This is a genomic window from Pseudomonas sp. B707 (assembly GCF_022496685.1).
GTDB lineage: Bacteria > Pseudomonadota > Gammaproteobacteria > Pseudomonadales > Pseudomonadaceae > Aquipseudomonas > Aquipseudomonas paraglycinae.
The window spans coordinates 433,051-458,992 of sequence record NZ_WTVE01000025.1 but is presented as its reverse complement, the minus strand read 5'-3'; the positions used below and the strand labels follow the sequence as shown (position 1 = coordinate 458,992).

The following is a 25,942-nucleotide window of genomic DNA, read 5'->3' as shown; positions in this document are numbered from 1 at the left end:
TTCGCGATTGTCGATCGCGAAAGTGTTCTGGGGGGTAAACAACAGCTGCCATCGCAGCTGCTTGCCAGCATCGACTGAGTGATCCGGCGTCGGCTCCACGTATCGAGCGAGGTGACGTCATGAGTATCTTTAGCCACTTCCAACAACGCTTCGAGTCCACACGCCAGGAAGAATTCTCCCTGCAGGAGTACCTGGAACTGTGCAAAAAGGATCGCAGTGCCTACGTTTCCGCCGCCGAGCGTCTATTGCTGGCCATCGGCGAACCGGAACTGCTCGACACCTCGACCAACTCGAGACTGTCGCGCATCTTTTCCAACAAGGTGATCCGTCGCTATCCGGCCTTTGAAGACTTCCACGGGATGGAAGAATGCATCGACCAGATCGTGTCGTATTTCCGTCATGCCGCTCAGGGCCTGGAAGAGAAGAAACAGATCCTCTATCTGCTCGGCCCTGTCGGCGGCGGCAAGTCGTCCCTGGCCGAGAAGCTGAAACAGCTCATCGAAAAAGTGCCCTTCTATGCGATCAAGGGCTCGCCGGTATTCGAATCGCCACTGGGTCTGTTCAACGCCACCGAAGATGGCGCGATCCTCGAAGAAGACTTCGGCATTCCACGGCGCTACCTGAACACCATCATGTCGCCATGGGCCACCAAGCGCCTGGCCGAATTCGGCGGCGACATCAGCCAGTTCCGTGTGGTCAAACTGTACCCGTCGATCCTCAACCAGATCGCCGTGGCCAAGACCGAACCGGGTGACGAAAACAACCAGGACATCTCCGCGCTGGTGGGCAAGGTCGATATCCGCAAACTCGAAGAATTCCCGCAGAACGACGCCGACGCCTACAGCTACTCCGGTGCGCTGTGCCGGGCCAACCAGGGCCTGATGGAATTCGTCGAGATGTTCAAGGCACCGATCAAGGTGCTCCACCCATTGCTGACCGCCACTCAGGAAGGCAACTACAACAGTACCGAAGGCCTTGGCGCGATTCCGTTCACCGGGATCCTGCTCGCCCACTCCAACGAATCGGAGTGGCACACCTTCCGCAACAACAAGAACAACGAAGCCTTCATCGACCGGATCTACATCGTCAAGGTGCCGTACTGCCTGCGCGTCAGTGACGAGGTGAAGATCTACGACAAGCTGCTGTTCAACAGCTCCCTGGCCAAGGCGCATTGCGCGCCGGACACCCTGAAGATGCTGGCGCAGTTCACCGTGCTGTCCCGCCTGAAGGAGCCTGAAAACTCCAACATCTACTCCAAGATGCGGGTGTATGACGGCGAAAACCTCAAGGACACCGATCCGAAGGCCAAGTCGATCCAGGAATACCGCGATGCAGCGGGCGTCGACGAAGGCATGAACGGTCTGTCGACCCGGTTCGCGTTCAAGATCCTGTCCAAGGTCTTCAACTTCGATCCCCATGAAATCGCCGCCAACCCGGTACACCTGCTCTACGTGCTGGAACAGCAGATCGAACAGGAACAGTTCCAGGCCGAGACCCGGGAACGCTATCTGCGCTACCTGAAAGAGTACCTGGCACCGCGTTATATCGAATTCATCGGCAAGGAGATCCAGACCGCCTACCTCGAGTCTTACAGCGAGTACGGCCAGAACATCTTCGACCGCTACGTGCTGTATGCGGACTTCTGGATTCAGGATCAGGAATACCGCGATCCGGAAACCGGCGAGATCCTCAACCGCGTCGCCCTCAACGAGGAGCTGGAAAAAATCGAGAAACCGGCCGGCATCAGCAATCCGAAGGATTTCCGAAACGAAATCGTCAACTTCGTGCTGCGCGCCCGGGCCAACAACAACGGCAAGAACCCGACCTGGCTCAGCTACGAAAAACTGCGGGTGGTCATCGAGAAGAAAATGTTCTCGAACACCGAAGACCTGCTGCCAGTCATCAGCTTCAACGCCAAGGCCAGCAAAGAGGATCAACAGAAGCACAACGACTTCGTTACACGAATGGTCGAACGCGGCTACACCGACAAACAGGTACGACTGCTCTCCGAGTGGTACCTGCGGGTCAGAAAATCACAGTAAACCGCGGCCGGTCAGACCGGTTGTCGTCAGCCCGAGGCCTGTGCCTGCATTTTCTGCTACACAGGCCTCTGGAAGGTGTTCGAAAGGCGGTAGCGAGGTTCAGGCAGCACCCAAAGCGCTTGGGGGAGCGTGTACGTCCCTTGGCATTCGGTTCAATGCTGCATGACCGCTCGCCCCTTTGCAGGACAGCTTCTAAGGAGCAGTCATGAGCTATGTGATCGACCGACGTCTCAATGGCAAGAACAAGAGCACGGTGAACCGTCAGCGCTTCCTGCGGCGTTACCGTGACCACATCAAGAAGGCTGTCGAAGAGGCGGTCAGCCGGCGTTCCATCACCGATATGGAACACGGCGAGCAGATCAGCATTCCCGGTCGCGATATCGACGAACCGGTGCTTCACCATGGTCGCGGCGGCAAGCAGACCGTGGTTCACCCCGGCAACAAGGAATTCACCGCTGGCGAACACATCGCCCGTCCGCCGGGAGGCGGCGGAGGCCGAGGGCCGGGCAAGGCCGGCAACTCCGGCGAAGGCATGGACGAGTTCGTCTTCCAGATCACCCAGGAAGAATTCCTCGAATTCATGTTCGAGGACCTCGAACTGCCCAACCTGGTCAAGCGCAACCTGACCGGCACCGACACCTTCAAGACCGTACGTGCGGGGATCAGCAACGAGGGCAACCCGTCGCGGATCAACATCATCCGTACCCTGCGTTCGGCCCACGCCCGGCGCATTGCGCTCTCGGGCAGCAGCCGCGCCAAACTGCGCGAGGTCAAAGAGGAACTGGCGCGACTCAAACGCGAAGAACCCGACAACTTCGGCGACATTCAGGATCTCGAGGCGGAAATCGAGAAACTAAGTGCGCGTATACATCGGGTGCCGTTCCTCGATACTTTCGACCTCAAGTACAACCTGCTGATCAAGCAGCCAAACCCCAGCTCGAAGGCCGTGATGTTCTGCCTGATGGACGTCTCCGGCTCCATGACCCAGGCGACCAAGGACATCGCCAAGCGGTTTTTCATCCTGTTGTACCTGTTCCTCAAGCGGAACTACGACAAGATCGACGTGGTGTTCATCCGCCACCACACCAGCGCCCGTGAAGTGGACGAAGAGGAGTTTTTCTATTCCCGCGAAACCGGCGGCACCATCGTTTCCAGCGCCCTGAAACTGATGCAGGAGATCATGGCCGAGCGCTATCCGAGCAATGAATGGAACATCTACGCCGCGCAGGCTTCCGACGGCGACAACTGGAACGACGACTCGCCGATCTGCCGCGACATCCTGATCAACCAGATCATGCCTTTTGTGCAGTACTACACTTACGTGGAGATCACCCCGCGCGAACATCAGGCCTTGTGGTACGAGTACGAACGCATCGCCGAAGCCTTTTCCGACACTTTTGCCCAGCAGCAACTGGTCTCGGCCGGGGATATCTATCCGGTCTTCCGTGAACTCTTCCAGCGCAGGTTAGTGACATGACCGCCAAGACCGCCAAAGAGCAGAAGCGCCAACCCATTTCCACAGGCTCGGAATGGACTTTCGAGCTGATCCAGACGTACGACCGTGAAATCGCCCGTATCGCGGCCCGTTATGCTTTGGATACCTACCCCAACCAGATCGAAGTGATTACCGCCGAGCAGATGATGGACGCCTACGCTTCGGTTGGCATGCCGCTGGGCTATCACCATTGGTCCTACGGCAAGCACTTCCTCAGCACTGAGAAATCCTACAGCCGCGGGCAGATGGGGCTGGCGTACGAGATCGTGATCAACTCGGACCCGTGCATCGCGTACCTGATGGAAGAAAACACCATCTGCATGCAGGCACTGGTGGTTGCGCATGCCTGCTACGGCCACAACAGTTTCTTCAAGGGCAACTATCTGTTCCGCACCTGGACCGACGCCAGTTCGATCATCGATTACCTGGTGTTCGCCAAGCAGTACATCATGCAGTGCGAGGAGCGCCACGGGATTGATGCCGTAGAGGATCTGCTCGATTCCTGCCACGCCCTGATGAACTACGGTGTCGACCGCTACAAACGTCCGTACCCGATTTCCGCCGAGGAAGAGCGGCGTCGGCAGAAGGATCGCGAAGAACACCTGCAGAAGCAGATCAACGACCTGTGGCGCACCATTCCCAAAGGCGCAGACAAGTACAGCGACAAGGACAACGCACGCTTTCCGGCCGAGCCACAGGAAAACATCCTGTATTTCATCGAGAAGCACGCGCCATTGCTGGAGCCTTGGCAGCGCGAGATCGTGCGGATCGTGCGCAAGATCGCCCAGTATTTCTATCCACAGCGCCAGACCCAGGTGATGAACGAAGGCTGGGCGACGTTCTGGCACTACACGCTGATGAACGACCTGTACGACGAAGGCCTGGTGACCGACGGCTTCATGATGGAGTTCCTGACGTCCCACACCAGCGTGGTGTTCCAGCCGGGGTTCGACAGCCCTTATTACAACGGCATCAACCCATACGCACTGGGCTTTGCGATGTATCGCGACATCCGTCGCATGTGCGAAGAGCCTACGGAAGAAGACCGCCGCTGGTTCCCGGAAATCGCCGGCAGCGACTGGCTGTCGACCATCAAGTTCGCCATGAGCAGCTTCAAGGATGAGAGCTTCATCCTGCAGTACCTGTCACCCAAGGTGATCCGCGACCTGAAACTGTTCAGCATTCTCGATGACGACCAGAAGGACGATCTGCTGGTGCCTGCGATCCATGACGAGGGCGGCTACAGGATCATTCGCGAAACGCTCGCAGCGCAATACAACCTCGGCAATCGCGAACCGAACGTGCAGATCTACAGCATCGACCGCCGCGGCGACCGCTCGCTGACTCTTCGCCACCAGCAACACGACCGCAAACCGCTGGGCGATTCCACCGAGGAGGTCCTGAAACACCTGCACCGGTTGTGGGGCTTCGACATTCATTTGGAAACCCTGCAAGGCGACCAGATCATGAAGACCCATCACGTTCCGCCTCGTAGCGAACACAGCGAGGGGGATTACGGTCGACTCGACCTGGCCGTCATTCATCTTTGATCCCGTTCAGGCCTCCGAAAGTCCGGCACAAGAGTTATCCTGTCGGGCCAACGGAGGTTTTTTATGCAGATTTACAAGGTCGGCGGTGCGGTACGTGATCGCCTGCTGGGCAACCCGGTCACCGATATCGATTGGGTGGTGGTCGGCGCGACCACAGAAGAAATGCTCGCCAAGGGGTTTCGCCCGGTCGGCGCGGACTTCCCGGTTTTTCTTCACCCGAAAAGCGGCGAGGAGTACGCCCTCGCCCGCACCGAGCGCAAGAGCGGTCGCGGTTATGGTGGTTTCACCTTTCACGCCAGCCCCGAGGTCACACTTGAAGAAGACCTGATCCGCCGTGACCTTACGATCAACGCAATGGCTGAGGATGATCAGCAAAATCTGACCGACCCCTACCACGGCCAGCGCGATCTCGAAGAACGGATTCTGCGCCACGTTTCCCCCGCGTTTGCCGAAGATCCGCTCAGGGTTCTGCGCGTTGCGCGCTTTGCTGCCCGCTACGCGGAGCTTGGTTTCAAGGTGGCGCCCGAGACATTGGAGCTGATGCGTCAGCTCAGCGAATCGGGTGAGCTGGAAGCCCTTACGGCCGAACGCAGTTGGAAAGAGATTTCCCGCGCACTGATGGAAGATCAGCCCCAGGTTTTCATTCAGGTGCTGCGCGATTGCGGCGCCTTGAAGGTGCTGATGCCAGAGGTCGATGCCTTGTTCGGCGTGCCGCAACCGGAAGCCCATCACCCGGAAATCGACAGCGGCATCCACACCCTGAGCGTGCTTGAGCAGTCAGCCCTGCACAAGCAGCCGTTGACCGTGCGCTGGGCCTGCCTGCTGCACGACCTCGGCAAAGGCCTTACTCCAGAGGAGGAATGGCCACGACACATCGCCCATGAGCACAAAGGCCTGAAGTTGATCAAAGCGGTCAACGAGCGCTTCAAGGCACCGAAGGACTGTCAGGAACTGGCCTTGCTGGTCGGCCAATATCACACCCACGGGCATCGCGCCCTGGAGCTGAAGGCTTCGACCTTGCTCGAGTTGCTGCAAAGCTTTGACGTTTACCGTCGGCCACAGCGTTTCGAAGAGTTCATCGTCGCGTGCGAGATGGATGCCCGAGGCCGCAAAGGGCTCGAACAACGCAGTTATCCACAGGCGGATTACCTGCGCGGCGCGGCCAATGTGGCACGCGGCGTGGCGGTGCAGCCGTTGCTGGAAAAGGGATTCAAAGGCCCGGAACTGGGCGAGGCACTCAAGCGCGAACGGCTCAAGGCGTTGAAGGCTTACAAGGAATCGGCGGCGTCCTGAAACACCCGATCCGCCCTCACGAGGGCGGATCAAACCATTCAAGACAGATCTGAAGGCGTGAGCTGAATACCGCGCCATTCAAATCCGACCGGCGCCAGCACCTGATCGATCTGCGCCTCGGCCCACAATGCGGCAAAGCTTTTTCCTGCACCGGGATGCACCCGATCCGGCGCAATCAGCGACAGCGGCCACAGCACAAAAGCATTTTTCAGGATTTCCGCACGAGGCAGGATCAGCCCGTCGAAATTGCCGGCCAGATCGCCGTACAGCAACACGTCGATATCCAGCGGCAAGCCCTTGCGATCCGGCGCATAGCGACCGTTGTCCGCTTCAATGAACTTCAAACGGCGATCCAGCTCGATCAACGGCAGATCGGTGAACGCCGACACCACGAAGTTGAAGAACGGCCCGCTCTTGATTCCCACCGGCTGGCTTTCGAACACAGGCGAACAGCGCATATCCACCAGAAACGTGGACAAGGCATCCAGACCGGCCTGCAAATGGGTTTCGCGCTCGATATTGCTACCGAGCCCGAGATAGATCTGGGTCAGCGGCATCCGCGCTCGATCTCCACACCCACACCACCCTTGGCGGCCGGTACGGCACCTGGCTTGGTCAGCTTCAGGCGCACCCAGGTGATCTTGAATTCATTCATCAGCACTTCAACCAGACGTTCGGCGAAGGTCTCGACCAGTTGATACTGGGATTGCTCGGCAAAGGCCTGGATCCGTGTGGACACACTGGCGTAATCGAGCGCCAGGGTCAGGTCGTCACCGGCGGCGGCCGGGCGATTGTCCCAGGCGAAGCTCAAATCAAGACGCAGGCACTGTCGGATGCCGCGCTCCCAGTCGTAGGCACCGATCACGGTGTCGACTTCCAGGCCCTCGATAAACACTCTGTCCAAGCACTTTTCTCCGCTGCACGACAAGGGCGCAATGCGCCGTTAGAATCAGGGCGTCCTCGCCCGGAATAGTTAGCATGTTTTGGTTACTGGCGATCCTCGCCTACCTGCTCGGCTCTCTGTCCTTCGCCATTTTGCTCAGCCGCCTGACCGGGAATCCGGATCCGCGAATGAGTGGCTCGGGTAATGCCGGCGCCACCAACATGCTGCGCCTGGCCGGACGCAAACTCGCGATCCTGACCCTGCTGGGTGATCTGTGCAAAGGCCTGCTGCCGGTGCTGATCGCTTCGGCAATGGGCCTTTCGCTGCAGGATCAGGCGTGGATCGGCGTCTGCGCCGTGATCGGTCACCTGTTCCCGTTGTACTTCCGCTTTCGCGGTGGCAAGGGTGTTGCCACGGCGGCCGGCATGCTGCTGGGCCTGTATCCACCCGCCGCGCTGCTGGCCGTGTGCGCCTGGTTGCTGACGTTCTACCTGACCCGCACCAGCTCGCTGGCGGCGTTGATCGCTACACCCCTGACACTGCCGTTGCTGGCCTGGCAGGAACCGGCGGCGCTGTTGCCGATGAGCACGCTGACACTGCTGATCGTCTGGCGCCACCGGGGCAATCTACGCGACCTGTTCGCCGGGCGCGAACGGCATTTTTAAATACCGCATGTGAGCGCTGCTTATCACAGCGCTGACAATTGCTCCATCGGCCAGCGCGCCTGCACGCTGATCGCCAGGCTTTCCTGCTGGCCGGCCTGCAAACGCTGGCAGCCGGCAAACGCAATCATTGCGCCGTTATCGGTGCAAAACTCGGGACGGGCATAGAACACATCGCCCTTCATGTCGCCGAGCATCTTCTCCAGCGAAACACGCAGCGCCCTGTTGGCACTGACGCCTCCGGCGATCACCAGACGCTTCATGCCGGCCTGCTTCAGGGCACGCTTGCACTTGATGGTCAAAGTCTCCACCACGGCCTGCTGGAACGCCAGCGCGATGTCGCAACGGGCTTGCTCGCTGTCGTCCCCGGCGCTGACGCATTGCTGCCAGGTGTTGAGGGCGAAGGTCTTCAGGCCGCTGAAGCTGAAATCCAGACCCGGGCGATCACACATCGGACGCGGGAAGGTGAAACGTCCTGCGACACCCTTCTCTGCCAGCTTGGCGATTTCCGGTCCGCCCGGATAATTCAGGCCCATCATTTTTGCAGTCTTGTCGAAAGCTTCGCCCGCGGCATCGTCCAGCGTTTCACCGAGCAGGCTGTATTGGCCGATGCCATCGACCTGAACCAGCTGCGTATGACCACCAGAGACCAACAAAGCGACGAACGGGAATTCCGGCGGTTTTGGCTCCAGCATCGGCGCCAGCAAGTGGCCTTCCATGTGATGCACGCCGAGCGCCGGGATGCCCCAGGCAAACGCCAGCGCCTGGGCGCATGAGGCCCCCACCAGCAGCGCCCCGACCAGGCCGGGACCCGCGGTGTAGGCGATGGCGTCGATCTCGGTCGGCACGCAGCCGGCTTCGGCCAGCACCTGACGGATCAAAGGCAGCATGCGCTTGACGTGATCGCGCGAGGCCAGCTCCGGTACCACGCCGCCATAGACGCGGTGCAGGTCGATCTGACTGAACAACGCGTCGGCCAGCAGGCCGCGCTCACTGTCGTATAAAGCGACGCCGGTTTCGTCGCAGGAAGTTTCTAATCCCAGTACTAGCATGGGTTTGCGCCTTGTTTAGGCTGAATTCGAAGGCGCGCATAATAGTCGCCGCGTGATGCCCCGACCAGCGGTTTTCGATCAGAGGCTTTGCATTCCGAGCGATGAGGGGTTAACATCCGCAACCCTTAAAAACCGACGTCTTCAAGTGCTCTTTTGCCGCGAGGATGTTGACCCCGGTAATGAATGAAGGTAGCTCTGGATGCCAGCCGTCAAAGTTAAAGAGAACGAACCCTTCGACGTAGCTCTGCGTCGTTTCAAGCGCTCCTGCGAAAAAGCCGGTGTACTGGCTGAAGTTCGTAGCCGCGAATTTTACGAGAAGCCAACTTCTGAGCGTAAGCGCAAGGCAGCTGCTGCTGTTAAGCGTCACGCCAAGAAAGTTCAGCGCGAACAGCGCCGCGCCGTTCGTCTGTACTAATACACAGACGATCGTAGCAAGCTTCTGCCAAGCCCGGCCCTCAGCCGGGCTAATGGCATTTGCGTAAAACGCTTGATGCTTCACCGTCGAAGCCGCAGATGCGACCGAGACAAACCCGCTTCACCGCGTCAGGCCTGGCTCTTTTGCCAGCGGTGCACGTCTTTTCTGACGAGCCTTTCAAGGCTACTGACGAGCACACCCACTGATTCCTCTTACGACGATCAGCCCAAGGCACCTGCTTGCGTGCCCGCTTCATGAGCTATCCGAGGCCGATTACAGGCCGTCAGCGGATTCAGCGCAACATTTTCGAATAGTCGAAGACTGATGAGTACTAACGTCAGTGGATTTTCGGCAGATACACTTCCCGACAGCGATTACGCAAACGACACCGGTCGAGCCGCACCACGTGCGCGCATCACTCAATGACCCGCGTCCGGCGGACTTTCGCATCGGATCCATTACAGCGCAGACGAGAACGCCATGGCCGGGCTGATTCCCCAGAGCTTCATTGACGACCTTCTGAACCGCACCGACATCGTCGATGTGGTCAGCTCGCGCGTGCAACTGAAGAAGGCCGGTAAAAACTACACCGCCTGCTGCCCGTTCCATAAAGAGAAAACCCCGTCGTTCAGCGTCAGCCCCGACAAGCAGTTCTATTACTGCTTCGGCTGCGGCGCCGGCGGTAACGCCCTCGGCTTTCTCATGGATCACGACAACCTGGACTTTCCCCAGGCCGTCGAAGATCTGGCCAAGGCCGCCGGCATGGAAGTGCCGCGTGAAGAAGGCGGCCGGTCGAACAAACCGCGCCAGCCGACCGATTCACCGCTGTACCCGCTGCTCACCGCCGCTGCCGACTTTTACCGGCAGGCGCTCAAGAGCCACCCGGCACGCAAGGCAGCAGTGGATTACCTCAAGGGTCGTGGCCTGACCGGCGAAATCGCCCGGGACTTCGGTCTCGGATTCGCACCGCCGGGCTGGGACAACCTGTTCAAACACTTGAGCAGCGACACCTTGCAGCAGAAAGCCATGATCGACGCCGGCCTGCTGATCGAGAACGCCGAAACCGGTAAACGCTATGACCGCTTCCGCGATCGCGTGATGTTCCCGATCCGCGACACCCGTGGACGGATCATTGCTTTCGGCGGTCGAGTGCTCGGCGACGACAAGCCAAAGTACCTGAACTCGCCGGAAACCCCGGTCTTCCATAAAGGCCAGGAACTCTACGGCCTGTACGAAGCCCGCAAGAACAATCGCAACCTCGACGAAATCATCGTCGTCGAAGGCTATATGGATGTCATCGCTCTAGCCCAGCAAGGCCTGCGCAATGCCGTCGCGACACTCGGCACCGCCACCAGCGAAGAACACCTCAAGCGTCTGTTTCGCGTAGTGCCGAACGTACTGTTTTGCTTTGACGGCGACCAGGCTGGCCGCAATGCCGCCTGGCGCGCACTCGAAGCCACACTGCCCTGCCTGCAGGACGGGCGCCGTGCACGCTTTCTGTTTCTGCCTGAAGGCGAAGACCCGGATACGTTGATTCGCGCCGAAGGCACAGACGCCTTCCGCGCCCGGATCAATCAGCACGCACAGCCGCTGGCGGACTACTTCTTCCAGCAACTGACCGAAGAAGCCGACCCGCGTTCGCTGGAGGGCAAGGCCCACATGGCCACCCTCGCAGCACCATTGATCGACAAGGTCCCAGGCGCCAATCTGCGCATCCTGATGCGCCAGCGCCTGACCGAGATCACCGGTCTGAGCAGCGAAAGCGTCAGCCAGCTGGCCCAGAGCGCTCCTCAGGAAGCACCGCCGGCCTATGACCCGGGCATCGATTACGACGCCATGCCGGACTACAGCGACTACCATCAGCCGCAGGCACAGGACATGTATGTGCCGCAGCAGGAATGGACGCCGAAAAAAACCGGCGCCGGCGGCAAGAAATGGGACAAGAAACCGTGGGACAAAAATGGCAAGCGTGGCGGTGATCGCGATCAGCCGCGTGCCCCACGCGTGCCGGCCGCCGTCGAACCTCCGACCCTGGCCGCTCTGAGAACCTTGCTGCATCACCCGCAACTGGCGGAAAAGGTCGAGGACGCCGGGCACTTCGCGGACGAGAACCAGACCAACGCACAGCTGCTGGTGGCACTGCTCGAAGCCGTGCAGAAGAATCCCAAGCTAAACTCATTTCAGTTGATCGCGCGATGGCACGGAACCGAACAGGGTCGCCTGCTCAAGGCGCTGGCGGAAAAGGAATGGCTGATTGACGGAGACAACCTTGAACAACAGTTTTTCGACACCATTACTAGCTTGTCAGCCCGCCAACGCGAGCGAAACCTGGAACAACTGCTCAGGAAAGCGCGTCAAAGCGAACTGAGCGCCGAAGAGAAAAATCAACTGCGCGACCTTTTAAGTCGCAATGTTTCCGCATCAAACCCGACCTCAACTGGCGCGTGAGGTCATAGCTCAGGTATAATCCTCGGCTTGTTTTTTGCCCGCCAAGACCTTCAGTGGATAGGGTGTTATGTCCGGAAAAGCGCAACAGCAGTCTCGTATTATTGAGTTGATCAAACTGGGTCGTGAGCAGAAGTATCTGACTTACGCCGAGGTCAACGACCACCTGCCCGAGGATATTTCAGATCCGGAGCAGGTGGAAGACATCATCCGCATGATTAACGACATGGGGATCCCCGTACACGAGAGTGCTCCGGATGCGGACGCCCTTATGCTGGCCGACGCCGATACCGACGAGGCCGCTGCGGAAGAAGCAGCCGCTGCGTTGGCGGCGGTGGAGACCGATATCGGTCGCACCACTGACCCGGTGCGCATGTACATGCGTGAAATGGGTACGGTCGAGCTTCTGACTCGTGAAGGCGAAATCGAAATCGCCAAGCGTATCGAAGAAGGCATCCGTGAAGTGATGAGCGCCATCGCGCACTTCCCTGGCACGGTTGACCATATTCTCTCCGAGTACACTCGCGTCACCACCGAAGGTGGTCGCCTGTCCGACGTTCTGAGCGGTTACATCGACCCGGATGACGGCATTGCGCCGCCTGCCGCCGAAGTACCACCGCCGATCGACGCGAAAGCGGCGAAAGCGGATGACGACTCCGAGGACGATGACGCCGAAGCTTCCGATGACGAAGAAGAAGCCGAAAGCGGTCCGGATCCGGTCATTGCCGCACAGCGCTTCGGTGCTGTCTCCGACCAGATGGAAATCACCCGCAAGGCCCTGAAAAAGCACGGTCGTCACAACAAGGCGGCAATTGCCGAACTGTTGGCTCTGGCTGAGCTGTTCATGCCGATCAAACTGGTGCCGAAGCAATTCGAAGCACTGGTCGAGCGTGTTCGCAGTGCCCTGGATCGTCTGCGTCAGCAAGAGCGCGCGATCATGCAACTGTGCGTACGTGATGCACGTATGCCACGCGCCGATTTCCTGCGTCAGTTCCCGGGCAACGAAGTCGACGAAAGCTGGTCCGACGCCTTGGCCAAAGGCAAGAGCAAGTACGCCGAAGCCATTGCCCGCGTGCAACCGGACATCATCCGTTGCCAGCAGAAGCTGACCGCGCTGGAAACCGAGACCGGCCTGACCATCGCCGAGATCAAGGACATCAACCGTCGCATGTCGATCGGTGAGGCGAAAGCCCGCCGCGCGAAGAAAGAGATGGTTGAAGCGAACTTGCGTCTGGTGATCTCCATCGCCAAGAAGTACACCAACCGTGGCCTGCAATTCCTCGATCTGATCCAGGAAGGCAACATCGGTCTGATGAAAGCGGTGGACAAGTTCGAATACCGTCGTGGTTACAAGTTCTCGACTTATGCCACCTGGTGGATCCGTCAGGCGATCACTCGCTCGATCGCCGACCAGGCCCGCACCATCCGTATTCCGGTGCACATGATCGAGACGATCAACAAGCTCAACCGCATTTCCCGCCAGATGTTGCAGGAAATGGGTCGCGAACCGACCCCGGAAGAGCTGGGTGAACGCATGGAAATGCCTGAGGACAAGATCCGCAAGGTATTGAAGATCGCCAAAGAGCCGATCTCCATGGAAACCCCGATCGGTGATGACGAAGACTCCCATCTGGGTGACTTCATCGAAGACTCGACCATGCAGTCGCCAATCGATGTCGCCACTGTTGAGAGCCTGAAAGAAGCGACCCGCGAAGTGCTGTCCGGCCTTACTGCCCGTGAAGCCAAGGTACTGCGCATGCGTTTCGGTATCGACATGAACACCGACCATACGCTCGAAGAAGTCGGCAAACAGTTTGACGTGACCCGTGAGCGGATCCGTCAGATCGAAGCCAAGGCGCTGCGCAAGCTGCGCCACCCGACGCGAAGCGAGCATCTGCGCTCCTTCCTCGACGAGTGATACCAGAACCCCCGGCCCAGGCCGGGGGTTTTGTTTTTAGCGCAGATTAAATACCTCGCACCGCCCTCCCCCCGCGCACAGCCCGTCTACACTCGAAACATTCCCCCGAGCCATAACGAGACCGTTATGCCCAGACTGGCGTCCGTGCTTTTTTTGCTGTCACTGATGATCTGGACCGCAACGGCTGACGCGCTGACTCTGACCGATGAAGAACGTCGCTGGCTGGCGGCTCACCCGGACTTGCGCCTGGGTGTGGATGCGTCGTGGCCGCCCTTCGAGTTCCGCGACGACCAGAACCGCTATCAGGGTCTGGCAGCGGACTATATCGATGTGATTCGCCAGCGCCTGGCGATCAAACTCACCCCCATCGAGCCGGTGAGCTGGACCGTGGTGCTCGAACAGGCGAAAAACGGCACGATCGACCTGCTGCCGGGCATCATGTCCACCCCGGAACGCCAGAGTTACCTGTCATTCACCCGCCCTTATCTGGACTTTCCGATCGTCATCCTCGCCCACGTCGGCGGCCCGCAGCCGCGCAAGCTTGAGGATCTTTACGGCCTGAAAATCGCCGTGGTCGAAAACTACGCCCCCCACGAGCTGCTGCGCACCCATCACCCCGACCTGAATCTGGTGGCAATGCCCAACGTCAGCTCAGCATTGCAGGCACTGGCCACCGATGAAGTCGACGCAGTGGTCGGCGACCTGGCCTCCAGTGTCTGGAGCCTGCGGCAGCTCAAACTGGATGGTTTGTATGTCAGCGGCGAGACCCCTTATCGCTACCAGCTGGCGATGGGCGTCCCCCGGGACAACAAAATGCTGGTGGGGATTCTCGACAAGGTGCTGGCCGACATGTCCCCGGAGGAAATCAGCAGCATTCAGGAGCACTGGGTCGGCAACGTCCTCGATCACCGGACATTCTGGTCGGATCTGCTGGTTTACGGTTTACCGGGGCTATCGCTTCTGGTCATCGTCCTGGCAGTGGTGATCCGCATCAACCGGCGCCTGAGCTCGGAAATCGCCCGACGCATCGACCTTGAACAGGAACTGCGCAGCAGCGAATACCACTATCGCGGGCTGGTGGAGAGTCTCTCAGCCATCGCCTGGGAAGCGCGGATCAGCGATTTCACCTACAGCTATGTTTCGCCCCACGCCGAGGATCTGCTCGGCTATCCGCTGTCCCATTGGCTGATTCCAGGCTTTTGGCGCAACATCATTCACCCTGCCGATCTGACTCGTGCCCAGAGCTTCTGCGATCACGAAGTGCTGGCCGGGCGCGATCACAGTCTCGATTACCGCGTCATCACCGCAGACGGCCGTTGCTTGTGGGTACGCGACATCGTCAGCCTGATCGAACACGGCCACGAACCGGTGATGCGCGGCCTGATGATCGACATCAGCGAAACCAAACGCACCGAAGAGGCGTTGCGCCTGTCGGAACAGAAATTCGCTTCGGTATTCCAGCAATGCCCGGACATTCTGGTGATCGCCCGGCTATCCGACGGCTGCCTGCTGGAGGTCAACGAAGCCTTTGAAGAACAGATCGGGCTCAAGGCCGAAGAAGTGATTGGCCAGACCGCCACCGAACTCAACATCTGGGGCATTCCAGGGGTTGGCCCGGGCCTGCTTCAGCGCCTGCAAGCCGGCAGCATTCGCAACCTGGAGATGCCCTTTCGTCGCAACAATGGCCAGGTGTTTACCGGGCTGATTTCCGCCGAGCCCTTCGAGCTCGACACCACACCGGCGCTGGTCGTGGTGGTGCGCGACATTACCCAGCTCAAGGAAACCCAACAGCAACTGCAAACCTCAGAAGAAAAGTTCGCCAAGGCCTTCCACGCCTCGCCAGACGGCCTGCTGTTGTCGCGCCAGAGCGATGGCCTGCTGCTGGAGGTCAACGAAGGTTTCAGTCGTATCACCGGTTTCAACAGCGCGATGTCGGTGGATCGCTCGGCGCTGGACCTGGGAATCTGGGTCAACCTCAACGAACGCAAGCAAATGCTCGACCTGCTGCACCGCGACGGTTTTGTCCGCGATTTCAGCTGCCACATCCGCCGCAGCGACGGGCAGATCCGCCTCTGCGAAGTGTCCAGCCGTCCGCTGCCGATCGGCGACGAAGATTGCATGCTGACCATCGCCCGGGACATCACCGAACGCCACCTGATGCAGGAAAAACTGCAACAGGCTGCGACCGTGTTCGAGAGTACTGCCGAAGGCGTGCTGATCACCGACACCCAGCAACACATCAGCGCCGTGAACCGGGCGTTCACCGAAATCACCGGTTACAGCGAAAGCGAAGCACTGGGGCACACTCCGCGCCTGCTGGCGTCCGGCCTGCACGACAGCGCGTTTTACGCGGCGATGTGGCATCAATTGACTGACGAAGGCCATTGGCAGGGCGAAATCTCCAACCGGCGCAAAAATGGCGAGCTGTACCCGAGCTGGCTGACCATCAGTGCCGTGCGCAACCGCGACAAGTTCATCACTCACTTCGTAGCGGTGTTCGCCGATATCTCCAGCCTCAAGCACGCCCAGGCCAAGCTCGACTATCAGGCGCATCACGACCCGCTCACCGGCCTGCCAAACCGCACGCTGTTCGAAAGTCGCCTGCTGATGGCACTCAACAGTCAGCAGGAAAACGGCGGTCAGGGCGCAGTGCTGTTCCTCGACCTCGATCGTTTCAAGCACATCAACGACAGCCTCGGTCACCCGGTCGGCGATTTGCTGCTCAAGGGCATCGCCGTGCGCCTCAAGGAGCAACTGCGCGACATCGACACCGTCGCGCGTCTGGGTGGCGACGAATTCATCATTCTGCTGCCTGGCCTGCAGCAGCCCGGCGATGCAGACAACATCGCCACCAAACTGCTGAACTGCTTTGGCGCACCGTTCCAGGCTGGCGAGCACGAGTTTTTCATCAGCGCCAGCATCGGCACCAGCCTTTACCCGCGCGACGGCTGCGATGTCGCGACCCTGATCAAGAACGCGGACGCAGCGATGTACCGTTCCAAGGCCAAGGGCCGCAACCGGGTCGAAAGCTACACCCGCGATCTCACCGCGCAGGCCAGCGAGCGTGTGGCGCTGGAGCACGAACTTCGCCGGGCTATTGAGCGCGAGGAGCTGTACCTCTATTACCAACCGAAAATCAGCCTCGACGATCACAGCCTGGTCGGCGCCGAAGCCTTGATCCGCTGGCGCCACCCGAACTTCGGCGATGTGCCGCCGGAGCACTTCATCCCGCTGGCGGAAGAGAACGGGATGATTCTGCAAATCGGCGACTGGGTGCTGGAAACCGCCTGCCGGCAGATGTTCGAGTGGGGCCAGATCTATGAATCTCTCGGCCCGCTGTCGGTGAACCTCGCCGGCGCACAACTGCGCCAGCCGAACCTGCTGGGACGCATCGAGCAACTGCTCAAGGACAACCGCCTGCGGCCGGAATTACTGCAACTGGAAATTACCGAAAACTTCATCATGAGCCAGGCTGAAGAAGCGCTGGCGGTGCTGCATCAGCTCAAACACCTGGGTGTGCAACTGGCCATCGACGACTTCGGCACCGGTTATTCCTCGCTGAGTTACCTCAAGCGCCTGCCTCTGGACATCCTCAAGATCGACCAGTCTTTCGTTCGCGGACTGCCCGACGACCCGCACGACGCGGCGATCGTCCGCGCCATCATCGCCCTGGGCCGCAGCATGCAATTCACCGTGATCGCCGAAGGCGTGGAAACCCAGGCCCAGCAACAATTCCTCGCCGCCGAAGGCTGTGAACAGATTCAGGGCTACATCGTCAGCCTGCCGCTGCCACCAGAAGAATTTGCCGCGACGTTTCTTCGCATAGCCGTATCAGATTTTTCGGATAGCACAGCCGAGAAACCGTCGCTATAATCCGCGGCCTACTGAGGGCCTATAGCTCAGTTGGTTAGAGCAGAGGACTCATAATCCTTTGGTCCACGGTTCAAGTCCGTGTGGGCCCACCAAACATGAAAAAGCCGCGCTTATGTGCGGCTTTTTCGTTTCTGTCTTTCCCGCCACGAGGCCGTCGTCCCATCTCCCTTCAAAGCGTGCGACTTCTGAAAGCGTAAACAGGGCTTGCCCCATGCCCGTCTAAATCGACAACTAACCATTTCGTTACACCATATGTCCTGGCACCCAAAGCCGAGGCTCATCTGATGATTCGAAAAAGGAATTTTTATGGTTGATGTCACTCGCCGTTCGCTGATGGGAATCGCCGCAGCACTCCCCCTGCTCGCGCAGTCATCCTGGGGGCAGGCGCAACGTCAGGATGCACCGGCACCAGTACCCGGCGATGAGGTACTGATCAATTTCAACGAGAGCCCCTGGGGACCGGCGCTCGCCGCCCGACAGGCGATGCAGGAAGGTATTGCACTGTGCGGGCGTTATCCCTACAAGATCCAGTACCGACTCAACGCTCTGTTTGCCCGCCAACAAGGCATACCGGAGGAGTATGTTCAGACTTTCTGCGGCTCCAAACTGGCCTTGCAGCATGCGGTTCACGCCTTCACTCGACAGGGTAGCCTGGTCGTTGCGTCGCCCTCTTATGAAGACCCTGTCGAGGCGGCTCGCGGCAGACAGGTCGCGGTCCACGAAATAGCACTGAATCCTGATCATGCCCATGATCTTCCACACATGCTGGCGGCCGATCCGCAGGCGGGACTGATCTACGTCTGCAATCCGAATAATCCGACCGGTACTGTGACGCCACACGCAGATATCCTGCTCGCGTTGGCGAACAAGCCAAAAGGAACGATTCTGTTGGTGGACGAGGCCTATATCGACTTCTCGAATGCGCCGACCTGCATTCCGCTGGTCAAGGATCATCCCGAACTGATGGTGCTGCGAACTTTCTCGAAAATCTATGGCATGGCAGGCGCCCGTCTGGGTATCGCGATAGCCAACCCCGCCCTGCTGGAGCAACTGGAGGTGTTCGGCAATTACAACGTGCCGGCGGCCCCTTCGCTGTTGGGCGGCATAGCCAGTCTCGAGGACACGCAGTTGCTGCCACAGCGCAAGCACACCAACACGAGGCTGCGTGACGAGACAATCACCTGGCTGACCGCTCGCGGTTTTCGCTGCACGGTGTCGCAGGCCAACTGCTTCATGGTCGACGTGAAACGTTCTGCCAGGGAGGTGGTGCAGGCGTTGGCCGATCGCCGGGTCAAGGTGGGCCGGGTATGGAAAGAGTGGCCGACGTGGATTCGGGTCAGCGTTGGTACGGAAGACGACATGCGACGGTTTCGTGAGGCATTTGCCAGCGTCTGATATCAAGACAGTCCCTATGGAAAACCGCGCGAGTATCGCCCACAAGCTTACCGCCGGCCGAGCCTGTAACATGCGCAACCAAAGATCCGCGCCCATGGAGACGCCCCTTGTCCGACATCCGCCCACCCGTGCTTGATGAAATTGACCGACAGTTGATAGCGGCCCTGCAAATCAACGCCCGCGAGAGCGTGGCGATGCTGGCCCGGCAATTGGGGATCGCCCGCACGACCGTGACTTCGCGACTGGCGCGTCTGGAAAAGGCCAAGGTCATCACTGGCTACGGCGTGCGTCTGGGTCAGCGTGTCGTGGATGGCGGCTTGCAGGCTTACGTCGGAATCAAGGTGCAGCCACGCTCCGGCAAAGAGGTGTTGCGCCGGTTGAGCGCGATGGCTCAGGTGCAGCAATTGTGCGCTGTTAGTGGTGAATTCGATTATGTGGCGTGGCTGCGGACCGATTCGCCGGAGCAGCTCGATCAGCTTCTGGATCAGATCGGCAGCGTAGACGGTGTGGAGAAGACCACGACGTCGATCATCCTCAGCAGCAAGATCGATCGCGGGCATCCAGTTTGACCATCGCTTTCGTCATATCGCAGTACTAACGCTCAAAACGACGACATTTTGCGTCTTATTAACGTGTTCTACGCTCCCTAGAATGGCTGGCATCTTTTCCTATACTCAGACGCGCATCCAGCGTCGGGTCGCCAGCAAGGTCAGCCATGAACAAGAACAATCGCCATCCTGCAGACGGTAAGAAACCGATCACCATTTTCGGTCCGGACTTTCCTTTCGCCTTCGACGACTGGATCGAACACCCGGCCGGCCTGGGTAGCATTCCCGAGCACAACCACGGTGCCGAAGTGGCAATCGTGGGTGCTGGCATCGCCGGTCTGGTGGCGGCTTATGAGCTGATGAAACTCGGCCTGAAACCCGTAGTGTACGAGGCCTCGAAGCTTGGCGGTCGCCTGCGCTCCCAAGCGTTCAACGGCACTGACGGCATCGTCGCCGAGCTCGGCGGCATGCGCTTCCCGGTGTCGTCCACCGCGTTCTATCACTACGTCGACAAGCTCGGCCTCGAAACCAAGCCCTTCCCCAACCCGCTGACGCCGGCCTCCGGCAGCACCGTGATCGACCTGGAAGGCAAAACCCATTACGCACAGAGCCTGAAGGATCTTCCTGCACTGTTCCAGGAAGTGGCTGACGCCTGGGCCGACGCTCTGGAGGCCGGTTCGCAGTTCGCCGATATCCAGCAAGCGATTCGCGACCGTGACGTGCCACGCCTCAAGGAGCTGTGGAACACTCTGGTTCCGCTGTGGGACGACCGCACCTTCTACGACTTCGTTGCCACCTCGAAAGCCTTCGCCAAACTGTCGTTCCATCACCGCGAAGTGTTCGGCCAGGTCGGTTTCGGTACCGGTGGCTGGGACTCGGATTTCCCCAACTCGATGCTGGAAATCTTCCGCGTCGTGATGACCAACTGCGACGATCACCAGCATCTGGTGGTCGGCGGTGTGGAACAAGTGCCACAAGGTATCTGGCGTCATGCGCCGGAGCGCTGCGTGCACTGGCCGCAAGGCACCAGCCTGAAATCGCTGCACCACGGCGCACCGCGCTCCGGGGTGAAGAAAATCGCCCACGCACCTGACGGACGTTTCGCGGTCACCGACAACAACGGCGACACCCGCGAATACGCGGCCGTACTGACCACCTGCCAGAGCTGGCTGCTGACCACCCAGATCGAATGCGACGAAAGCCTGTTCTCGCAGAAGATGTGGATGGCGCTGGACCGCACTCGCTACATGCAATCGTCGAAGACCTTCGTGATGGTCGATCGCCCGTTCTGGAAGGACAAGGATCCGGAAACCGGTCGCGACCTGATGAGCATGACCCTCACCGATCGCCTGACACGCGGCACCTATCTGTTCGACAACGGCGACGACAAACCGGGCGTGATCTGCCTGTCGTACTCGTGGATGAGCGATGCGCTGAAGATGCTCCCGCACCCGGTGGAGAAACGCGTGAAACTGGCGCTGGATGCGCTGAAGAAGATCTACCCGAAAGTCGACATCGCCGCGCGGATCATCGGCGATCCGATCACCGTGTCGTGGGAAGCCGACCCGCACTTCCTCGGCGCGTTCAAAGGCGCCCTGCCCGGCCACTATCGCTACAACCAGCGCATGTATGCGCACTTCATGCAGGACGACATGCCGCCGGAGCAGCGCGGGATTTTCATCGCCGGCGACGACGTGTCGTGGACGCCGGCCTGGGTCGAAGGCGCGGTACAGACCTCGCTCAACGCGGTGTGGGGAATCATGAAGCACTTCGGCGGGTCCACACATAAAGAGAACCCCGGCCCGGGTGATGTGTTCAAAGACATCGGCCCGATCGCCCTGCCCGAGTAAGAGGAATCTTCGATGCGTGTAGCCCTTTACCAATGTCCGCCGCTGCCACTGGAACCTGCCGTTAACCTTCAGCGCCTGCATCAACTGGCGATGGAGGCCAAAGGTGCCGACCTGCTGGTGGTGCCGGAGATGTTCCTGACCGGCTACAACATCGGCAAGGAGGCGGTTGCGACATTGGCCGAGGTCTATAACGGCGAGTGGGCGCAACAGGTCGGACGAATCGCCAAGGCTGCCGGCCTGGCGATTCTCTACGGTTATCCTGAGCGCACCGCCGAAGGACAGATCTACAACGCTGTGCAGTTGATCGATTCGAACGGCGAGCGCCTGTGCAATTACCGCAAGACGCATCTGTTCGGCGATCTGGACCGTTCGATGTTCAGCCCCGGCGATGGCGAGTTTCCCATCGTCGAGCTCAACGGCTGGAAGCTCGGTTTCCTGATCTGCTACGACCTGGAGTTCCCGGAAAACGCCCGGCGCCTGGCCCTTGAAGGCGCCGAGCTGATTCTGGTGCCGACGGCGAACATGATTCCTTTTGATTTCATTGCCGATGTTTCCGTGCGCTCCCGCGCCTTCGAAAACCAGTGCTACGTGGCTTACGCCAACTACTGCAGCCACGAAGGCGACATTCATTACTGCGGGCAAAGCAGCATTGCCGCGCCGGATGGCAGCCGCATCGCCCAGGCCGGACTGGACGAAGCCTTGATCGTCGGTGAGCTGGATCGCCAGTTGATGGTCGACTCGCGCAACGCCAACCGCTACTTCAACGACCGCCGCCCCGAACTTTACGACGCGCTCAACAAGCGCTAATCCGCTAGCATTGGCACTTCACTGTTCTGGAAGTGCCCATGCCTGCGTCGACTCACCCCCGCCCCCACACCGAAACCCTGGCCAACGGCTTGCGCGTGACCCTGCGCCACATGCCCGGTCTGAAGCGCAGCGCCGCCGCGTTGCGGGTGGCTGCCGGCAGTCATGACGTGCCGTTGGCGTGGCCGGGGCTGGCGCATTTTCTTGAGCATTTGCTGTTTCTCGGCACCGAGCGTTTTCCTGCACAGCAAGGGCTGATGGCCTACGTGCAAGGTCACGGCGGTCAGATGAATGCCAGCACCCGCGAGCGCACCACCGATTTCTTCTTTGAGTTGCCGCCAACGTCCTTCAGCGGTGGACTGGAGCGTCTGTCGGACATGCTCGCTCATCCGCGTATGAATCCGGACGATCAGTTGCGGGAACGGGAAGTGCTGCAGGCGGAGTTTGTTGCGTGGTCGCAGGATGCTGCGGCTCAGCAGAAAGAGGCGCTGTTTGAGGGATTGTCGGCAGCACATCCTTTGCGCGGCTTTCATGCCGGAAACCGCGACAGCCTGCCGATAGAGCAAGCGGAGTTTCAGCAGGCGTTGAAAGACTTCCATCAGCAGTTTTACCGCACCGGGCAGATGATCCTGAGTCTGGTCGGGCCGCAGAACGTGGAAGAACTGCGAGCGCTGGCGGAGCAGTTTGCCGCCGCGCTGACGGCTGGGGATAAAACTTCACAGGCAGCCCCCGTTCGCTTGATGGACACTCCACAGAAAAGTTATCAACAGGTCGGCGAGCGGCACGGCAATCTGCTGTTTGCGTTGGAGGATTTGCCGGAGTCGTCGGCCGAGGCACTGGCGTTTTTCTGTCACTGGTTGAACAGCGCCAAACCCGGTGGGCTGCTCGCTCACTTGCAGCAGCAGGGATTCGCGGAAGACTTACAGGCCTATGTGCCTTATCAATTTGCTGGGCAGGCTTTTCTACATCTTCAGTTCACTGGGGCATCCGGGTCACTCGACGCCATCCGCGCACAGTTTCTCGACTGGTTGAGCTTCTTCGCAGCGCAGCAGGACTGGCCGGCACTACGCGAGGAATATTCGGCACAGCTTCAACGTCAGCAGCAGGTCAGCGGTGCGTTGCAACTGGCCCGACTCGACAGCGAACAACTCGAGAATGAAATCTCCGAAGAGGTTGTTGGGGCGCTCAAAGTGATTCTCGGCAAAATCGGCACTGTGGATAACTTCAGCAGTCACTGGCATCTGCCCGCTGCCAATCCGTTCCTGCGCGCAGCCGAACCGCTGGCCAACGCCGGCCTGATCCGCGGCCAAACCAGCGCCCACCGTGGGCTGCGCACGTTCGCTCAGGATCGCTCGCGCAGCCGACGCGAACGTTCGCCGATGCAATTCAGCCAGGCACTGTCGGATAACGGTGACGAAGGTGCGGTGTATGTTCGCTGGCAGACGGAAGCAGCGGCCACGGCCGAGCTGCAAGCGAAACTGCAACGCAGTCTGCGGGAGATTTCTGACGACGCGCGTCAGGCCGGGGTCGAGTTGTCCTTCAGCGCCTCAGCTGATCAGTGGCTGCTGAAACTCACTGGCCTGCAGGACACGCTGCCCGTTGTCCTGGAGCACGCACTGAAATCTCTGACACAAGTGGGCGTCGATTCCGCGAAAGGCGAGCCGCAACCTGCGCTGATACCGATCCGCCAGCTGCTCAAAGTACTGCCGGAAAAATGCCTGCCAGCGGTAGGCGAATCCGATGACGCCGCCCACCTGTGGACAACCTCCCGCTGGGACGGCCTGGCTTTGGGGCTAAACCAACAAACCCAGTCAGCCATGGGCCTGGCCCTGAGTCGCATCCCCGGCATCCCGGACAATCAAATTCCCGCACCGTCGGCAATCAACGCCGGATACCGGTGGAGTCAGATCGACAGCGCGTCCAGCGAACACGCCTTGCTGCTGTTCTGCCCGACCGCCAGCCACGAAATCGCCGACGAAGCCGCGTGGCGTCTGCTAGCGCATCTGTGCCAGACACCGTTCTACCAACGCCTGCGCGTCGAACTGCAACTGGGTTATGCGGTGTTCAGCGGGCTGCGTCAGCTCCACGGCCAGACCGGATTGCTGTTCGGTGTGCAATCGCCCACGGCCACCGCCGCGCAATTGCTCGGTCACATTCAGCAGTTTCTCGATAGCCTGCCAGCCCTTGTCGAACGACTCGATGACGCGAGCCTCGCCCGGCAACGCCAGACGCTTGTCGATCAGTTCGATGACAGCGTCCTGTCCGGCAAAGATGCGGCCGAACTCCTGTGGCAGGCCCGCCTCGCCGGCCACTCGTCGGATTATCTGGCCCATCTGCGCAGCGCCATCGCCCAACTGGATCGCCCGGCATTGCTGGCCGCCGCACAACGTCTGATCCGCGCCGAGGGCGGCTGGCACGGCCTCTCCAACGCCGCTTCGCCGGACGCGCCATGGCAAGCGGCAAAATGATCATTACCGGGGCTGCAAGGAGCTTTCTCAAAGATTCACGGGCCAACCCCCTGAAATTTTGAGTAACATAGCCACCTAACTATTTGGAACATCCCTGCGCTGCCGTGGACTATACCTATGGATAGCGCTATCTCACCCACCTGAAAAAGGAGTCACCCGATGGCTTGGACCAAACCTGCTTACACCGACCTGCGCATCGGCTTCGAAGTCACCATGTACTTCGCCAGCCGCTGAGTCCTGCCTCAAGCAGAACACTGCAGTGCAACGCCTCGGCTCGCCGGGGCGTTTTATTTTCAGCGTTGAAATGATGGAGCGTTCATGTTCGTCCAGATTCTGGGTTCGGCCGCCGGTGGCGGTTTTCCGCAGTGGAACTGCAACTGCGTCAATTGCGCCGGTTTTCGCGACGGCAGCCTGAATGCCCAGGCCCGTACCCAATCGTCCATCGCGATTTCCGATGACGGCGTGAACTGGGTGCTGTGCAACGCCTCGCCGGACATCCGCGCGCAGCTTCAGAGCTTCGCCCCGATGCAGCCGGGCCGTGCCCTGCGTGATACCGGCATCAGCGCGATCATCCTGATGGACAGCCAGATCGACCACACCACCGGTCTGCTCAGCCTGCGCGAAGGTTGCCCGCATCAGGTCTGGTGCACGGACATGGTCCACGAAGACCTGAGCACCGGTTTCCCGCTGTTCACCATGCTCAAGCACTGGAACGGCGGGCTGGACTGGAACCGCATCGAACTTGACCAGAGCTTCACCGTCGCCGCCTGCCCGAACCTGCGCTTCACCCCGCTGCCGTTGCGCAGCGCGGCACCGCCCTACTCGCCGCACCGCTTCGACCCGCACCCAGGCGACAACATCGGCCTGATCGTCGAAGACCTCAGCACGGGCGGCAAACTGTTCTACGCCCCGGGCCTGGGCAAGGTCGACGCGCCGCTGCTGGACATCATGTCCGGCAGCGACTGCGTGCTGGTAGACGGGACGATGTGGGACGACGATGAAATGCAGCGCCGTGGCGTCGGCACCCGCACCGGCCGCGAGATGGGCCACCTGGCCCAGAACGGCCCCGGCGGCATGCTCGAAGTGCTGGAACAGCTTCCCGAGCAACGCAAGGTGCTTATCCACATCAACAACACCAACCCGATTCTCGACGAAGACTCGCCGGAACGCGCGGAACTGGTTCGGCGCAATGTTGAAGTGGCGTATGACGGCATGAGCATCGTCCTGTAACGAATGGCCCGGAGAACCG

The 25,942-nt window shown here is 59.9% G+C and carries 19 protein-coding genes and 1 tRNA gene; 17 read left to right on the top strand and 3 right to left on the bottom strand.

The genetic code is table 11. The annotated features are described in order from the left end of the window. Window positions 1-119 precede the first annotated feature (119 nt). From GQX66_RS14685 to GQX66_RS14670, 4 genes are all read left to right on the top strand, one after another. Window positions 120-2,042 (top strand): PrkA family serine protein kinase, encoded by a 1,923-nt coding sequence (locus GQX66_RS14685; protein ID WP_007959909.1) that lies wholly within the window; start codon window positions 120-122, stop codon window positions 2,040-2,042. A 205-nt stretch (window positions 2,043-2,247) separates the two neighbouring features. Continuing rightward, window positions 2,248-3,519, top strand: a complete 1,272-nt coding sequence (locus GQX66_RS14680) for a YeaH/YhbH family protein (protein WP_007959907.1) — start codon at window positions 2,248-2,250, stop codon at window positions 3,517-3,519. Continuing rightward, on the top strand, window positions 3,516-5,087 hold the full coding sequence (locus GQX66_RS14675; RefSeq protein ID WP_011336213.1) for a SpoVR family protein: 1,572 nt from the start codon (window positions 3,516-3,518) through the stop codon (window positions 5,085-5,087). Before GQX66_RS14680 ends, GQX66_RS14675 begins: the two co-directional genes overlap by 4 nt. A gap of 63 nt (window positions 5,088-5,150) precedes the next feature. Continuing rightward, on the top strand, window positions 5,151-6,380 hold the full coding sequence (locus GQX66_RS14670) for a multifunctional CCA addition/repair protein (RefSeq protein WP_129972178.1): 1,230 nt from the start codon (window positions 5,151-5,153) through the stop codon (window positions 6,378-6,380). A gap of 38 nt (window positions 6,381-6,418) precedes the next feature. Here the strand turns inward: GQX66_RS14670 and folK are convergent, their stop codons facing one another. Together folK and folB are read right to left on the bottom strand one after the other, a co-directional pair. After that, window positions 6,419-6,937 (bottom strand): 2-amino-4-hydroxy-6-hydroxymethyldihydropteridine diphosphokinase, encoded by a 519-nt coding sequence (folK, locus tag GQX66_RS14665; protein WP_240869839.1) that lies wholly within the window; start codon window positions 6,935-6,937, stop codon window positions 6,419-6,421. Further along, window positions 6,928-7,284 carry a dihydroneopterin aldolase gene (gene folB, locus GQX66_RS14660; protein WP_011336216.1) on the bottom strand — a complete coding sequence of 119 codons (357 nt, stop codon included), beginning with the start codon at window positions 7,282-7,284 and terminating at the stop codon, window positions 6,928-6,930. The genes folK and folB overlap by 10 nt, the downstream gene beginning before the upstream one ends. Before the next feature lie 74 nt (window positions 7,285-7,358). Between folB and plsY the strand changes: the two genes are divergently transcribed. After that, on the top strand, window positions 7,359-7,928 hold the full coding sequence (gene plsY / locus GQX66_RS14655) for a glycerol-3-phosphate 1-O-acyltransferase PlsY (protein ID WP_007959895.1): 570 nt from the start codon (window positions 7,359-7,361) through the stop codon (window positions 7,926-7,928). 23 nt (window positions 7,929-7,951) lie between these two features. Here plsY and tsaD read toward each other — a convergent pair whose 3' ends face one another. Continuing rightward, window positions 7,952-8,977, bottom strand: a complete 1,026-nt coding sequence (gene tsaD / locus GQX66_RS14650; protein ID WP_085746594.1) for a tRNA (adenosine(37)-N6)-threonylcarbamoyltransferase complex transferase subunit TsaD — start codon at window positions 8,975-8,977, stop codon at window positions 7,952-7,954. 199 nt (window positions 8,978-9,176) lie between these two features. On the opposite strand from tsaD, the gene rpsU reads away from it, so the two are divergent. The 12 genes from rpsU (at window position 9,177) to pqqB (ending at window position 25,923) form a co-directional block, all read left to right on the top strand. Next, on the top strand, window positions 9,177-9,392 hold the full coding sequence (rpsU, locus tag GQX66_RS14645; RefSeq protein ID WP_002551877.1) for a 30S ribosomal protein S21: 216 nt from the start codon (window positions 9,177-9,179) through the stop codon (window positions 9,390-9,392). A 480-nt stretch (window positions 9,393-9,872) separates the two neighbouring features. Then, window positions 9,873-11,840, top strand: a complete 1,968-nt coding sequence (gene dnaG / locus GQX66_RS14640) for a DNA primase (RefSeq protein WP_085746595.1) — start codon at window positions 9,873-9,875, stop codon at window positions 11,838-11,840. A gap of 67 nt (window positions 11,841-11,907) precedes the next feature. Continuing rightward, complete coding sequence (rpoD, locus tag GQX66_RS14635) at window positions 11,908-13,755, top strand: RNA polymerase sigma factor RpoD (RefSeq protein WP_085746596.1); 1,848 nt, start codon at window positions 11,908-11,910, stop codon at window positions 13,753-13,755. Between the two features lie 126 nt (window positions 13,756-13,881). Beyond that, window positions 13,882-17,628: a bifunctional diguanylate cyclase/phosphodiesterase gene (locus tag GQX66_RS14630; protein ID WP_085746597.1), complete on the top strand. Its 3,747-nt coding sequence runs from the start codon at window positions 13,882-13,884 to the stop codon at window positions 17,626-17,628. A gap of 15 nt (window positions 17,629-17,643) precedes the next feature. Continuing rightward, window positions 17,644-17,720, top strand: a tRNA-Ile gene (locus GQX66_RS14625). Window positions 17,721-17,934: 214 nt separating this feature from the next. Continuing rightward, window positions 17,935-19,023 carry a pyridoxal phosphate-dependent aminotransferase gene (locus GQX66_RS14620; protein ID WP_085746598.1) on the top strand — a complete coding sequence of 363 codons (1,089 nt, stop codon included), beginning with the start codon at window positions 17,935-17,937 and terminating at the stop codon, window positions 19,021-19,023. A gap of 107 nt (window positions 19,024-19,130) precedes the next feature. Then, window positions 19,131-19,592, top strand: a complete 462-nt coding sequence (locus GQX66_RS14615) for an Lrp/AsnC family transcriptional regulator (RefSeq protein ID WP_064599860.1) — start codon at window positions 19,131-19,133, stop codon at window positions 19,590-19,592. 146 nt (window positions 19,593-19,738) lie between these two features. Next, window positions 19,739-21,421, top strand: a complete 1,683-nt coding sequence (locus GQX66_RS14610; protein WP_085746599.1) for an NAD(P)/FAD-dependent oxidoreductase — start codon at window positions 19,739-19,741, stop codon at window positions 21,419-21,421. A 12-nt stretch (window positions 21,422-21,433) separates the two neighbouring features. Next, window positions 21,434-22,228 (top strand): carbon-nitrogen hydrolase family protein, encoded by a 795-nt coding sequence (locus GQX66_RS14605; protein ID WP_240869837.1) that lies wholly within the window; start codon window positions 21,434-21,436, stop codon window positions 22,226-22,228. 38 nt (window positions 22,229-22,266) lie between these two features. Then, entirely contained in the window at window positions 22,267-24,693 is a 2,427-nt protein-coding gene (gene pqqF / locus GQX66_RS14600; RefSeq protein WP_240869835.1) for a pyrroloquinoline quinone biosynthesis protein PqqF, read from the top strand. Between the two features lie 159 nt (window positions 24,694-24,852). Then, window positions 24,853-24,927 carry a pyrroloquinoline quinone precursor peptide PqqA gene (gene pqqA / locus GQX66_RS14595; protein ID WP_003444522.1) on the top strand — a complete coding sequence of 25 codons (75 nt, stop codon included), beginning with the start codon at window positions 24,853-24,855 and terminating at the stop codon, window positions 24,925-24,927. An 84-nt stretch (window positions 24,928-25,011) separates the two neighbouring features. Continuing rightward, window positions 25,012-25,923 (top strand): pyrroloquinoline quinone biosynthesis protein PqqB, encoded by a 912-nt coding sequence (pqqB, locus tag GQX66_RS14590; RefSeq protein ID WP_240869833.1) that lies wholly within the window; start codon window positions 25,012-25,014, stop codon window positions 25,921-25,923. Window positions 25,924-25,942: the final 19 nt, after the last annotated feature.